This window comes from Micromonospora cabrerizensis, from assembly GCF_022230955.1.
GTDB lineage: Bacteria > Actinomycetota > Actinomycetes > Mycobacteriales > Micromonosporaceae > Micromonospora > Micromonospora cabrerizensis.
In genome coordinates, this window is the sequence record NZ_JAKKFI010000077.1 from 118,560 (window position 1) to 131,393 (window position 12,834).

A 12,834-nucleotide genomic window follows, 5' to 3' on the forward strand; every position below is an offset into this window, starting at 1 on the left:
CTATGACCTGCCTTGCGCCCCGGGCGGTCGCGGGCTCCGAGCCCCACCCCGACGACGACTGCGGCCCCCTGTTCCGCCCAGCAGGGGGGACAGGGGGCCGTCGACGATTCGGGCGGGTCAGGTGGCGCTGATCGTGCCGGTCATCAGCAGCGCCAGGACCAGGGTGCCCAGCGCGACCCGGTACAGCACGAAGACGTACAGGGTGTGGTGGGCGACGTAGCGCAGCAGCCAGGCGATGGCCGCGTAGCCGATGGCGAAGGCGATGACCGTCGCCACGATCATCTGGGCCACCGACGGCGTGGACGTCCCCGGGGCGGACGGCTCGAAGACGTCCCCGAGGCTGAACACGCCGGACATCACCACCGCCGGGATGGCCAGCAGGAACGAGTACCGCGCCGCCGCCTCCCGGGTGAGGTTGAGCAGCAGGCCGGCGGTGAGCGTGCCGCCGGAGCGGGACACCCCGGGCACCAGCGCCATGGCCTGGGCGAAGCCCATCACCACGCCGTCCTTCATCCGGAAGTTCTGCAGCGTACGGGTCTGCCGCCCCCAGTACTCGGCGAACGCCAGCACGAAGGCGAACACGATCAGCGTGGTCGCCACCACCCACAGGTTGCGCCCGGCGGTCTTGATCTGGTCCTTGAACAGAAAGCCGAACAGCCCGATCGGGATCGAGCCGACGATCACGTACCAGCCCATCCGGTAGTCGAGGCTGGAGCGCACCGACGTGTCCCGGATGCCGACCAGCCACGTCCGGGTGATCCGCCAGATGTCCTTAGCGAAGTAGATCAGCACGGCCGCCTCGGTGCCGAGCTGGGTGACCGCGGTGAACGACGCGCCGGCGTCCTGGTCGAAGAAGATCGCCGAGGTGATTCGCAGGTGCCCCGACGAGCTGACCGGGAGGAACTCGGTCAGTCCCTGGACGATGCCCAGGACGATGGCCTCGACCCAGGTCACTCGCCGACTCCCGAGAGGTCGAGTGCCTCGGCGACGGTACGCAGGGTCTGCACACCGCTGTCCCGGTCGGCCACGAACAGGGTCACCGACAGCGTGGTGACGCCGGCGGCGGCGTACTCCCGCATCCGCTCGGCGATGCGCTCCTTCGGGCCGAGCAGCGAGGTGCGGTCGATGAACTCCATCGGCACGGCGGCGGCGGCGTCGCGCTGCCGCTTGGCCAGGTACAGGTCCTGCACCTCGCGGGCGGCGTCGCCGTAGCCCATCCGGGTGGCGAGCTGGTTGTAGAAGTTCTGCTGGCGGCTGCCCATGCCGCCCACGTACAGCGCGGCGTACCAGCGCACCAGCTCGGCGCAGGAGGCCACGTCGTCACCGATCACCACGGGCACCGACGGCACCACGTCGAACCCGGCCAGCTCCTTGCCGACCTTGGCCCGCCCGGCGCGGACCGAGGCGAGCTGCTCCTCGGCGAACTCCGGCGCGTAGAACACGGCCAGCCACCCGTCGGCGATCTCGCCGGCCAGCTCCAGGTTCTTCGGGCCGACCGCGGCCAGGTAGATCGGGATGTGGTCACGTGGTGGGTGGAAGCCCAGCCGCAGGGCCTTGCCGGGACCGTCCGGCAGCGGCAGCGTGTAGTGCTCGCCGTCGTACGCCACCTCCTTGCGGGCGATGGCCAGCTTGACGATGTCGACGAACTCGCGGGTCCGGGCGAGTGGCTTGGCGAACCGCACACCGTGCCAGCCCTCGGACACCTGCGGGCCGGACACGCCCAGGCCGAGGCGGAACCGACCACCGGAGAGCGCGTCGATGGTGGCGGCGGTCATGGCGGTGGCCGCCGGCGTCCGCGCGGGGATCTGCATCACCGCGGCGCCGACGTCGATCCGTTCGGTCTGGCCGGCCATCCAGGCGAGCATGCTGGGCGAGTCGGAGCCGTAGGCCTCCGCCGCCCACACCACCGAGTAACCCAGCCGGTCCGCCTCCTGGGCCAACGCCAGGTGGTCGGCCGGTGTGCTCCACGCCGTCTGGTATCCGAGACTGAGCCCGAGTCGCACTGGTCCTCCCCCATCCGTGGCACAGGTCGCACCAGGTTACGCAATGCCGATAACGGACTCGATCACCGGCTCGACACCTTTGGTCCCCCTCCATCGGGGCAGCCCCGGGCGGCGGAACCGGCAGAACCGGCAGAGATACGGGAGCGAGGATATCTCTGGCGGCAGGTTCGAAATAAGGTTCACCCATGCAACAGCGACCGCTCGGCCGAAGCGGGCTGGCGGTTTCCCGGCTCGCGCTCGGCACCATGACCTGGGGCCGGGACACCGACGCCGACGATGCGGCCGCCCAGCTGAAGAGTTACCTGGACGCGGGCGGCAACCTGATCGACACCGCCGACGTGTACGGCGACGGCGACGCCGAGTCGGTGATCGGCTCACTGCTGGGCTCCCTCGTGCCCCGCGAGGAGTTGCTGATCGCCACCAAGGCCGGGTTGCGCCCGGGCAGCGGCCGGCGCCGGGACGGCTCCCGGGGGCATCTGCTGCGGACGCTGGACGCGTCGCTGCGCCGGCTGGGCACCGACCACGTCGACCTGTTCCAGGTGCACGGGTACGACCCGGACACCCCGCTGGAGGAGACCCTGGCCGCTCTGGACCACGCGGTGGCCAGCGGCAAGGTCCGCTACGTCGGGGTGTCGAACTTCTCCGGCTGGCAGACCGCGCGGGCCGCCGCCTGGCAGACCGCCTGGCCCGGGCGGGCCCCGGTGGTCGCCTCCCAGGTCGAATACTCGCTGCTGGAGCGCGGTGTGGAGCGGGAGGTGCTGCCCGCCTGCGACGCGCTCGGTCTCGGCGTGCTGCCCTGGTCGCCACTGGGCCGAGGAGTGCTCACCGGTAAGTACCGGCACGGCCGTCCGGCGGATTCGCGGGCCGCGTCGCCGCACTTCGAGCGGTTCGTCGCCACGTACCTGGACCCGCGTTGCTCCAGCATCGTGGAGGCGGTGGCGACCGCGGCCGGCGGGCTCGGCGTGTCGCCGCTGGAGGTGGCGTTGGCCTGGATCCGGGACCGGCCCGGGGTGACCGCACCGATCCTCGGCGCCCGGACGGTGGGGCAGCTGCTCGGCGCGCTCCAGGTGGAACGGATCACACTGCCCGAGGAGATCACCACCGCGCTGGACGACGTCTCGGCGGTGCCGGTGGGCTACCCCGAACGCGACGGCTGACCCGTCAGCGGTGCCCTGTCCGGGCGGCAGCGGCGCGGCACGGCGGGTGTCCGGTTCGGCGCGGGCACGCACAGGGCGGCACGAACCGCCCACGGCAGCGTCGTTGGTCACCCCGGAGGGGGTGGCGAATGGCCGCTGGGCTGGGCAGCATGGATGGCATGGACTACGAATACGCGCCGCTGCGGCTGCCGCCGAACGTCGACCGGCTGACCGCCGCGGCGCAGCTGGCGATCCAGGCGGAGTTCTCCGGGTGGGAGCTGGCCCGGGTGCGGCTGTACCGCGACGGCACGCGGCAGGTGGTGCTGCGTCGTCGCCGCGTCAACCAGCCGCAGCCGGGCCTGTCGTACTGAAGATCCGGGCGGGAACGCCCGGGGCCCGCTCGGGCCCCGGGCATCATCCGACCTAGTGCTGGTGCCCGGCGTGGTCGTGATCGTCGTCGAGCTCCAGGAACGGGTGCTCGTCGAGCCGACCGACCAGCCGGTCGTCGACCGCCGGCTGGAACGGGCCGACCGCGTCGTCGTCGTCGAACGACTCCAGGTCGACCGGAGTGCCGACCTCGCTGACCATGACCACCCCGTCGAGGGGTTCCAGCTCGGGGACGTCCAGCGCGCCGAGCGAGCCGTCGCCGCTCTGCAGCAGCTCCAGCACCGCCTCGCCGACGCCCTCCACCGGTGCCGGCTCGTCGTCCTCGGGAGTGCCCTCGCGCCGGGCAGCCTCGGCCACCCGCAGCAGCGCGGCGACGCTCGGCACCCGGTAGTCGCGACGCTGGCGCACCGAGATCACCCGCGGGTGCGGGTCGCTGGCCTCGGCCCCGTCGACGCCGCCGAAGCGCTCGTCGGCCTCATCCGGGTCGATCGAGTCGACATCCCACGGCGTCACCTCGCCGAAGGCGTCGAGCAACCGCTCGTCGTAGGCGAAGGAGGCGTTGTTCAACGCCACGTACGCCTGCCAGACGTCGTCGTCGTCGACGCGGCCCTGAGCGGCGCGTACGGCGGCCAGGTGGTGGCGGGCCGCTTCGATCACGCGCTCGAGAGCGGCGTCCAGCTCACCGTGCTGGTCGGTCATGTGGGGCAGTCCCTTCACGATGGGGAGATTGCGCGCCGGCGGCAACTGCCGGACACGGCTAGCAGGTACGGAGGAACCGGTCGAGCACCCGCACGCCGAACTGTAGTCCGTCCACCGGAACGCGCTCGTCGATGCCGTGGAACAACGCCGAGAAGTTCAGGTCGGCGGGCAGCCGGAGCGGGGCGAACCCGAAGCAGCGGATGCCGAGCTGGGAGAACGCCTTGGCGTCGGTGCCACCGGAGAGCATGTACGGGACCGGCCGGGCACCCGGGTCCTCCGCGCGCAGGGCCGCCGACATGGCCTCGACCAGGTCACCGTCGAAGGTGGTCTCCAGGGCCGGCTGCCGCTGCACGTACTCGATCGCAATGTCCGGGCCGACCAGCTCACGCAGCTGCCGTTCCAACAGCTCGGACTGGCCGGGCAGACTGCGGCAGTCGATGGTGGCGGTGGCCCGGCCCGGGATGACGTTGTCCTTGTAGCCGGCGCTCAACCGGGTCGGGTTGGCGGTGTTGCGGATCGTCGCGCCGATGATGTTGGCGATCGGGCCGAGCTTGGCGATGGCCGTCTCCGGGTCGTCCGGGTCCAGCTCGATGCCGAGCAGGTCGGAGACCTCCGTCAGGAACGCCCGTACGGTGTCGGTGACGACCACCGGGAAGCGGTGCCGGCCGATCCGGGCGACCGCCTCGGCGAGCGCGGTGACCGCGTTGTCGTCGTGCATCATCGAGCCGTGCCCGGGGCGGCCCTTGGCGTGCAGCCGCAGCCAGTCGATGCCCTTCTCGGCGGTCTCGATGAGATAGAGCCGCTGGTTGTCGTTGACCGAGTAGGAGAAGCCGCCGACCTCGCCGATCGCCTCGGTGCACCCGTCGAAGAGGCCACGGTGGTTGTCCACCAGGAAGCGCGCGCCGTAGTCGCTGCCCGCCTCCTCGTCGGCGGTGTACGCGAGCACGATGTCGCGCGGGGGGCGTACGCCGGTGCGCTGCCAGTGCCGCACCACGGCGAGCACCATCGCGTCGAAGTCCTTCATGTCGATGGCGCCCCGGCCCCACAGGTAGCCGTCGCGCTGCTCGCCGGAGAAGGGGTGCACCGACCACTCGTCGGCGTCGGCGGGCACCACGTCCAGGTGGCCGTGCACCAGCAGCGCGCCCCGGCTCGGGTCGGCGCCCGGGATGCGGGCCACCACGTTCGCCCGGCCCGGCGCGGACTCGTGCAGGACGGACTCCACCCCCACCTCGGCGAGCTTCTCCGCCACGTACTCGGCCGCGCGGCGCTCGCCGACGCTGGTGTCGTTGTCCCCGGTGTTGGTGGTGTCGATGCGCAGCAGGTCGCGGCAGAGGTCCACGACCTCTGCGGTGGGGTCGGGTCGGGCGGAGGCGGCATCGCTCGTCATCGCCTCTTCATACCAGCCCGCGCCGCTCGACAGGCCGGCGCACCGGCGCGGACCGGCCGGCGCGGCGGTGCGGACGGGTCGACGCATCGACGGGTCGGTTTCGCCGTGAGCGCGTTCGGGTACCGCCGCCTGCGACCGTACGTCCCTGCCGGAGCTTCCGCCCGCCAGTCGAGGAGGGCACCATGTCCGCCGTTCCCCTGCCGCCGTTGCCGCCCGCACCCGCACCCGAGGAGGGCTTCCGGCCCGGTGGTCGCAGCATCGCCGACCTGGTAGACCACGAGCACCGGCAGCTGCTGGCGCTGCTGGACCAGCTGACCGGCCCGGACGCCACGCCGCAGGAGGGGCTGCCGGTGCTCACCGCCGCGCTGTCGCGGCACCTGTCCGCCGAGGAGCAGTACCTGCTGCCGGCGGTGCGCGCCGCGCTGCCGGGCGCGACCGAGCGGGTGGACGCCGAGATCGACGCCGACGCCGGTCTGCTGAACGCCCTGAAGGGGCTGACCGACGAGGCGCTGACCGACGTCGCCGAGCGGGTCCGCCAGCACGTCGAGGGGGTGGGCGGGCTCGTCACGGAGCTGCGCGCGGTCGCGACCGAGGAGGAGCTGATCCGCCTGGGCAACCGGTTGCAGATCGCCGAGGAGGCGGCGCCCACCCGGCCGCACCCGGGGACTCCGGCCACCCCTCCGTGGAACCGGATCGTGGAGCCGGCGGTCGGTGTGGTGGACAAGGTGCTCGACGCGGTGACCCGGCGGCCGACGTACCTGGCGGACCTGCCGGAGCCACCCCGCGACTGAGGCAAGGCCACGCTCGCCAATGCATTCATTATCACCGATCCGCTCGGGCTATTCCGCAGGCTGACGCGTGGTCCTACCGTCACCCTATGAACCTGGAGCTGCGTCACCTGCGGGTGGTCTGCGCGATCGCTGAGACGGGGAGTGTGACGAAGGCGGCGTCGGTGCTCGGCCTGGCCCAGCCCGCGCTCACCGCCCAGCTCCAGCGCATCGAACGGACGCTGGGCGGCCCGCTGTTCGACCGGGACCGGCGCGGTGCCCGGCCCACCGCGCTCGGCGAGCTGGTGCTGGCCCGGGCCCGGGTCCTGCTGCCGGCGATGAAGGGGCTCCAGGACGAGGCGGCCCGGCTGGCCGGCGCCGGTGGCGCGCCGGCCTGCTACCGGTTCGGCGGGGTGAACAGCCCGATCCTGGGCCGGATGGTGCACCGGCTGGCGGCCGAGCAGCCGCCCGCCCAGATCACCACGTTCGCCTCCTGGTCGGTGGACGAGTTGGCGCAGCTGGTGGCCGGCGGCCGACTGGACTTCGCGCTCACCGGTGTGTGCGGCGACGCCAGCCCGTCGGCCGGGTTCGGGTTGAGCTGGCAGGAGGTGGCCATCGACCCGGTGCTGGTGCTGCTGCCGGAGTCGCACCCCCTCGCCGAGCGCGACGAGGTGCGCCTGGCCGACCTGCGCCACGAGCAGTGGGTGGCCGCGCCGGGCGACGGCTGCTTCGGCGACTGTTTCGCCGCCGCCTGCGCCCGCGCCGGCTTCACCCCCCGCAAGGTGTACGAGACCGACATCCGCGGTTGCGTCGACCTGGTGGACGCCGGTGTGGCGGTGGCGCTGTGCCAGGCGACGTTCCGCCCGGTGGCCGGGCTGGTGACCCGCCGGCTCGCCGGCACGCCGCTGCGCTGGAGGCTCCTGCTCGGCTGGCACCCGGACTCGCTCGCCGCCCAGGGCGCCGACCTGGTGTTGCAGACAGCCAAGGCGGCGTACGTCGACTCGTTGGCCCCACATCCGGAATACCTGTCCTGGCTGCTGAGCAATCCCGGGTTCGGTGTGCGGCAACCCAGCGGGATCCGACCGGTCTGAGCGGGGTATTCCTGGCCGGTGGCGGTGCGAACCGCCGTTGTCCGGGTATCTGGCGGACATGACCGACCTCTACCCGCCCGCCGACGACCGCGAACTGCTGCGCCAGGCGGCTGCCGCGCACACCGCCGCCACCCGCGAGGTGGAGGCCTTCCTGCGCCGCCTACCGACGGTGCCCGACCCGGCCGACGTCACCGAGTACGCCAACCTGCTCACCCGGGAGGACCAGACCCGCGGTGACCGGGACGCCGCCGCCGACGCGGCCGGCCTGACCATCGCGAGCCTGGAACCTGACCAGGGCCAGTAGCAGGACGCCGAACGGTGCCGTCCCTGCCCGGGACGGCACCGTCGCGCGGTCGCTCAGAGTTCGACGAGCGGGTCGTGACCCAGGTCGAGCAGCGAGTGCCGCCAGCTGTCGTCGGCGTTGCCCCGCGGCGGTTTGGCGTCCATCAGCTCACGGATGCGCTCGACCGCCTCCCGCATCACCTCGATGTCCTCCGGGGTGAGGTCCACCTTGCGCTTGTTCAGCACCTTGAGGATCTCCCGGCCCGGCTGGGGCAGGTCGAGGTTCGGGTTCGGGCTGAACGACTCCTCCCCGGAACCCCGGGTCAGCAGCCAGGTGCGCAACTGCTCCGACGGGACGTTGACCTCGGCGTGGAAGTCATCCCAGAGCACTTCCACCTCGGGGTCGAGCCGCGCTTCGCGTACCATCAGGTCTCCTCTCCGGGCGGCGGCCCGGACGTCTCCGGGTCGTCCTGGTCGGTCTTCGGATGCAGGCCCTCGGCGGGCACCCGCGTTCGGCGGGGGTTCGCGGTGGGCGGCGCCAGGATCGGGTCGGGATGGTCGTCCTCGTCCCGGGATTTCGCAGGCTCGTGCGGGTCCTCGTGCTCGTCTCGTCGCGCCGGCCCGCTCATCGCGGGTGGGTGGTCGTGGCGGCGGTGTACCCCCGCTCGCCCGCGGACACGTCGAAGGTGAGCGCACCGTCGCGGACGTCCACCGTGACCTTCTGCCCCGGTGAGATCGCCGACTCCAGCAACATCCGGGACAGGTGGTTGTCCACCTCCCGCTGGATCACCCGACGCAACGGCCGGGCGCCGAACTCCGGCTGGTAGCCGTGCTCGGCGAGCCAGTCGATGCCGGCGGTGGTGAACTCCACCTGGAGGTCCTGGGCGTGCATGCGACGGCGGGTCTCCTCCAACAGCAGCGCGGTGATGTCGCGCAGCTGCTCGGCCTCCAGCCGACGGAAGATGATGACCTCGTCGATGCGGTTGAGGAACTCCGGGCGGAAGTTCTCCTGCAGGCGGCGCATCAGCCGCTCCCGCAGCTCGTTGCTCTCCTGCTCGCTGCCCACGTCCCCGCTGCCGAAGCCGACCGAGCGCTGGGCGCCGGTGATCAGCTCCGAGCCCAGGTTGCTCGTCATGATCAACACGGTGTTCTTGAAGTTCACCGTGCGGCCCTGGCTGTCGGTGAGCCGGCCGTCGTCGAGCACCTGGAGCAGGATGTTGAACACGTCCGGGTGGGCCTTCTCGATCTCGTCGAGCAGCACCACCGCGTACGGGCGGCGACGGACCGCCTCGGTGAGCTGACCGGCCTCCTCGTAGCCGACGTATCCGGGTGGCGCACCGACCAGCCGACTCACGGTGTGGCGCTCCTGGAACTCGCTCATGTCCACCCGGACCATCCGGTCCGCCTCGCCGAACAACGCCTCGGCCAGGGCGCGGGCCAGCTCGGTCTTGCCGACACCGGTCGGGCCGAGGAACAGGAAACTGCCCATCGGCCGCTCCGGGTCGGCCAGCCCGGCCCGGGAACGACGCACGGCCTCGGCGACCGCGGTGACCGCGTCGTCCTGACCGACCACCTTCTGGTGCAGGTGCCCCTCCAGGCGCAGCAGTCGGTCCCGTTCCTCCTCGGTGAGCTGGCTGACGGGGATGCCGGTGGCCCGGGAGACCACCTCGGCGATCTCCTTCGGACTCACCTCGGGCACCTGCGAGGACGACCCGTCGTCGCCGTTGGCCCGTCGGATCCCCTCCTCCAGCTCCGAGATCCGGTCGCGCAGCGCGGAGGCCCGCTCGTACTGCTCGTCGGTGACGGCCTGCTCCTTGTCCCGGCGTACGTCGTCGAGCTCCTGCTCCAGCTCCCGCACGTCGGACGCGGGCGTGCGGGTGCGCAGCCGCACCCGCGCGCCGGCCTGGTCGATGAGGTCGATGGCCTTGTCCGGCAGGAACCGGTCGGTGACGTACCGGTCGGACAGCTCGGCGGCCGCGACCAGCGCCTCGTCGGTGAAGCGCACCTGGTGGTGCGCCTCGTACCGGTCGCGCAGACCCCGCAGGATGGCGATGGTGTCGTCGACGCTGGGCTCGGGCACCAGCACCGGCTGGAAGCGTCGGGCCAGCGCGGCGTCCTTCTCGATGCTCTTGCGGTACTCGTCCAGCGTGGTCGCGCCGATCACCCGCAGCTCGCCCCGGGCCAGCGCCGGTTTGAGCATGTTGGACGCGTCCATCCCACCCTCGCTGCCGGCGCCACCCGCCCCGACCAGGGTGTGGATCTCGTCCATGAAGATGATCAGCTCGTCCCGGTGCGCCCGGATCTCGTCGATCACCTTCTTCAGCCGCTCCTCGAAGTCGCCCCGGTAGCGGGTGCCGGCGACCAGACCGGCCAGGTCGAGTTGGACGACCCGCTTGCCGAGCAGGGTCTGCGGCACGTCACCGTCGCAGATCCGCTCGGCCAGCCCTTCGACGATGGCGGTCTTGCCGACGCCGGCCTCGCCGATCAGCACCGGGTTGTTCTTGGTACGCCGGGACAGGATCTCGATGGCCTGCTCGATCTCGTCGGCCCGTCCGACCACCGGGTCGATCTGGTCCATCCGCGCCAGCTCGGTGAGGTCCTGCCCGTACTGGTCCAGGGTCGGGGTGCCGCGGTCCGGCTTCGGGCCGGTCATCGGCCCGCGCTCGGCGTTGGCCGCCTGCAACGACTCGGGTTGGATCCGGCCGGCGGCCAGCATCCGCCCGGCCGGCGACTCCGGGTTGAGCGGCAACGCCATCAGGATGTGCTCGGGGCCGATGTAGTTGGCACCCATCGCCCGGGACAGCTGGTGGGCGTCGAGCAACGCCCGCTTGGCGGCGGGGGTCAACGACAGGTTGGGTGGCACCTCCCCGCGCGGCGCGCCGTCGCCCTTGCCACCGAGCGCGTTGAGCAGGGTGTCCGGGTCGGCGCCGGCCCGGCGTACGAGATCTCGCAGGGGTTCGCGTTGCAGCGCCGCCCAGAGCAGGTGGTCGGTGTCCAGGTCGCTGCTCTGGCGTTGGGCGGCCCGCCGGGCCGCGTCAGCCAGCATCTCGCGGGCGTCGGCCGTCATCAGTCGGGTGATGTCGACCCGGTGCGGTGGCCGGCGCCCTCCCTCGCCCCGGCCGAAGTACCTGGCCAGGAATTCGTCCCACGGGTCGGAGCCGATGTCACCGGGTCCCATCATGTCTGTCCTCCGCAGTCGGGCGCGGCACGGTCGGCAGGGGCTACCCGGCGCGCGCGCCCACAAACGCCGCAGGTGGTGGAGCACCGGGATTCCGGGAGTGGCGTCGGGCCGCGACCGGCCGATGGTGGCAGGCTGACGGGATGACTGAGACCCCGCTGCTGATCGTGGACGGCGCCAACGTTGTCGGCTCCCGCCCGAACGGGTGGTGGCGTGACCGTGCCGGCGCCGCGGCCCGGTTACGCGACTCGCTCGCCCCGGTGGCGACCGTCGGGCTGCCCGCCCGGCTGCCCGCCCCGGTCGAGGTGGTGCTGGTGGTCGAGGGGGCGGCGCGGGACGTGCCGGGCACCGAGGGCGTACGGGTGGTCTCCGCCGCCGGCTCCGGAGACGACACGGTGGTCGAGCTGGTGGCCGACGCGCCGCAGCGCCGCCGGCTGGTGGTCACCGCGGACCGGGAGTTGCGCGGGCGGGTGACGGCGCTGGGCGCCGAGGTGTACGGCCCGCGTTGGCTGCGCGAGACCCCCACCGACAACTGAGAAATTCTCGCACTGGGACTCCCACAGAACGGACTCCCGGCACTTCCGGGCGCCTTCCGGACAGGCGGGCAGGAACACCGACAGGGCGGATGTTCTTTCGTGACCGCCGATAGGCTCTAATGGAGATCTCCCCGCCCCCAGGAGGTTCCGCCGTGGCGAGCGTCGCCGAGTTGAAGGCTGCCATTGATGTCGCCCTCCAACAGATCGGGGACGGGCAGACAGCCGTGCAGGCGGCCGGCGAGAAACTGTCCGAGGCGCAGCAGACCCTCGCCGGCGCGCTGGAGGGCAGTGGGCACGAGACGGTGGAGGCGGCCCAGGCGTCGCTGACACAGGCCAGCCAGGAGCTGGAGGAGTGTCTCGCCGCGACACTGGTCGCGGTGGAGCAGGCGCAGCTCTACGTCGCCACCCTGTAGGCCACCATGTCCATCATCGAGGACGTCGGTGGGCAGGTCCGTGCCGCCAGCGAGGAGTTCCCGGTCGCCCTGCTCGGGCAGGCGCTGGAGAAGTTCGGCCTGGCCGCGGAGCGACTGCGCTGGGTACGACAGGAGTCGGCCAACCCGATGGGGGTGCCGGAGCTGTCCGCCGCGACCGAGCACGCCGAGAGCGCCGGGTACGCGTTGCGGGTCGCGCAGGAGCAGCTCTCGGCGTACCTGGCCGCGATCGGGTTGGGCGCGGACGGCGCCCCGGCGCCCCGCCCCGAGCAAGGTGCTCCCCGACACGACACGCCGCCGGCCGCAGGGCCGACCACCGTCGCGCCGGAGCCGGCCGAGCAGGTGCGAATGCGCCGCTGGTGGTCGGTGCGGGTCGCGGAGCTGACCGGCGGGCGCGACGGCGGCGCCGACGAGCCCGACGAGCGGGTGGACGACTCCCACGAGTTGCTGCGCCGAGTCGTGGGTGGTGTCCGCTCCGGCGACCGGGACCGGCTGCGCAAGGAGCTGCGCCGGGCCTCGGCCGACGTGGGGCTGGGCATGGCGGCGCTGGCGCCACCCCTGCTGCGCGAGCTGGCCGGTGAACTGCTGGGGCACCCGCCCCGCGCCACCGACCTCGGTCGGCTGCGCGGGGAGCTGGACGGGCGCGTACGCGACCTGCTGCCCGGGCTGCCACCACCGGTGCTGGAGACACTGCTGACCCGGGTGTGCCGGATGCCGCCACCGCGCGCCTCCGGGGAGCCGCCGCACGCCGCCGACTCCGCGGTCACCGCCGGGGTGGCGACCGGGCTGCTGCTCGCCCGACTCGGCCGGGACCTCCCCACGGGCGGCGCGAGAGAGCCGGCGGGCGCGAGAGAACCGGCGGGCTCGGGGCAGCGTGGCGACGCGGGTAAGCCGGCGCGGGCCGGTCAACCGGCGGGCGCGGGGCAGCCGGGCGGGG

General features: G+C 72.6%; 15 protein-coding genes. 8 read left to right on the forward strand and 7 right to left on the reverse strand.

Annotated elements, in window-relative coordinates:
- Positions 1-117: 117 nt before the first annotated feature.
- Together LADH09A_RS19715 and LADH09A_RS19720 are read right to left on the reverse strand one after the other, a co-directional pair.
- Positions 118-954 (reverse strand): undecaprenyl-diphosphate phosphatase, encoded by an 837-nt coding sequence (locus LADH09A_RS19715; protein ID WP_238646949.1) that lies wholly within the window; start codon positions 952-954, stop codon positions 118-120.
- Positions 951-2,003: an LLM class F420-dependent oxidoreductase gene (locus tag LADH09A_RS19720; protein WP_238646950.1), complete on the reverse strand. Its 1,053-nt coding sequence runs from the start codon at positions 2,001-2,003 to the stop codon at positions 951-953. The genes LADH09A_RS19715 and LADH09A_RS19720 overlap by 4 nt, the downstream gene beginning before the upstream one ends.
- Before the next feature lie 185 nt (positions 2,004-2,188).
- Between LADH09A_RS19720 and LADH09A_RS19725 the strand changes: the two genes are divergently transcribed.
- Both LADH09A_RS19725 and LADH09A_RS19730 read left to right on the forward strand, forming a co-directional pair.
- Entirely contained in the window at positions 2,189-3,160 is a 972-nt protein-coding gene (locus LADH09A_RS19725) for an aldo/keto reductase (protein WP_088948054.1), read from the forward strand.
- Between the two features lie 158 nt (positions 3,161-3,318).
- Positions 3,319-3,510 (forward strand): DUF5703 family protein, encoded by a 192-nt coding sequence (locus tag LADH09A_RS19730; RefSeq protein WP_013734349.1) that lies wholly within the window; start codon positions 3,319-3,321, stop codon positions 3,508-3,510.
- A gap of 52 nt (positions 3,511-3,562) precedes the next feature.
- Here LADH09A_RS19730 and LADH09A_RS19735 read toward each other — a convergent pair whose 3' ends face one another.
- Together LADH09A_RS19735 and LADH09A_RS19740 are read right to left on the reverse strand one after the other, a co-directional pair.
- On the reverse strand, positions 3,563-4,225 hold the full coding sequence (locus LADH09A_RS19735; protein ID WP_238646953.1) for a hypothetical protein: 663 nt from the start codon (positions 4,223-4,225) through the stop codon (positions 3,563-3,565).
- A gap of 58 nt (positions 4,226-4,283) precedes the next feature.
- Entirely contained in the window at positions 4,284-5,612 is a 1,329-nt protein-coding gene (locus tag LADH09A_RS19740) for a M20/M25/M40 family metallo-hydrolase (protein ID WP_179778959.1), read from the reverse strand.
- Between the two features lie 182 nt (positions 5,613-5,794).
- Between LADH09A_RS19740 and LADH09A_RS19745 the strand changes: the two genes are divergently transcribed.
- The 3 genes from LADH09A_RS19745 to LADH09A_RS19755 all read left to right on the forward strand — a co-directional run bounded on the left by LADH09A_RS19745 (position 5,795) and on the right by LADH09A_RS19755 (position 7,774).
- Positions 5,795-6,403 (forward strand): hemerythrin domain-containing protein, encoded by a 609-nt coding sequence (locus tag LADH09A_RS19745; protein ID WP_238646955.1) that lies wholly within the window; start codon positions 5,795-5,797, stop codon positions 6,401-6,403.
- An 86-nt stretch (positions 6,404-6,489) separates the two neighbouring features.
- On the forward strand, positions 6,490-7,470 hold the full coding sequence (locus LADH09A_RS19750; RefSeq protein WP_238646957.1) for a LysR family transcriptional regulator: 981 nt from the start codon (positions 6,490-6,492) through the stop codon (positions 7,468-7,470).
- Between the two features lie 58 nt (positions 7,471-7,528).
- Positions 7,529-7,774, forward strand: a complete 246-nt coding sequence (locus LADH09A_RS19755; RefSeq protein WP_238646958.1) for a hypothetical protein — start codon at positions 7,529-7,531, stop codon at positions 7,772-7,774.
- A 53-nt stretch (positions 7,775-7,827) separates the two neighbouring features.
- Here LADH09A_RS19755 and LADH09A_RS19760 read toward each other — a convergent pair whose 3' ends face one another.
- From LADH09A_RS19760 to LADH09A_RS19770, 3 genes are read right to left on the reverse strand one after another with little or no spacing between them, the layout of a single operon-like run.
- Positions 7,828-8,178, reverse strand: coding sequence for a DUF3140 domain-containing protein (locus LADH09A_RS19760; RefSeq protein WP_238646959.1), 351 nt, complete (start codon positions 8,176-8,178; stop codon positions 7,828-7,830).
- On the reverse strand, positions 8,178-8,381 hold the full coding sequence (locus tag LADH09A_RS19765; RefSeq protein ID WP_238646960.1) for a hypothetical protein: 204 nt from the start codon (positions 8,379-8,381) through the stop codon (positions 8,178-8,180). Before LADH09A_RS19765 ends, LADH09A_RS19760 begins: the two co-directional genes overlap by 1 nt.
- Positions 8,378-10,933, reverse strand: a complete 2,556-nt coding sequence (locus LADH09A_RS19770) for an ATP-dependent Clp protease ATP-binding subunit (RefSeq protein ID WP_238646961.1) — start codon at positions 10,931-10,933, stop codon at positions 8,378-8,380. Before LADH09A_RS19770 ends, LADH09A_RS19765 begins: the two co-directional genes overlap by 4 nt.
- 140 nt (positions 10,934-11,073) lie before the next feature.
- Between LADH09A_RS19770 and LADH09A_RS19775 the strand changes: the two genes are divergently transcribed.
- The 3 genes from LADH09A_RS19775 to LADH09A_RS19785 all read left to right on the forward strand — a co-directional run.
- Entirely contained in the window at positions 11,074-11,466 is a 393-nt protein-coding gene (locus tag LADH09A_RS19775; RefSeq protein ID WP_238646962.1) for a PIN domain-containing protein, read from the forward strand.
- Positions 11,467-11,618: 152 nt separating this feature from the next.
- Positions 11,619-11,879 (forward strand): hypothetical protein, encoded by a 261-nt coding sequence (locus tag LADH09A_RS19780; RefSeq protein ID WP_130400840.1) that lies wholly within the window; start codon positions 11,619-11,621, stop codon positions 11,877-11,879.
- Between the two features lie 6 nt (positions 11,880-11,885).
- Positions 11,886-12,834 (forward strand): hypothetical protein (locus LADH09A_RS19785; protein WP_238646963.1); only part of this gene is annotated, 949 nt, incomplete at its 3' end.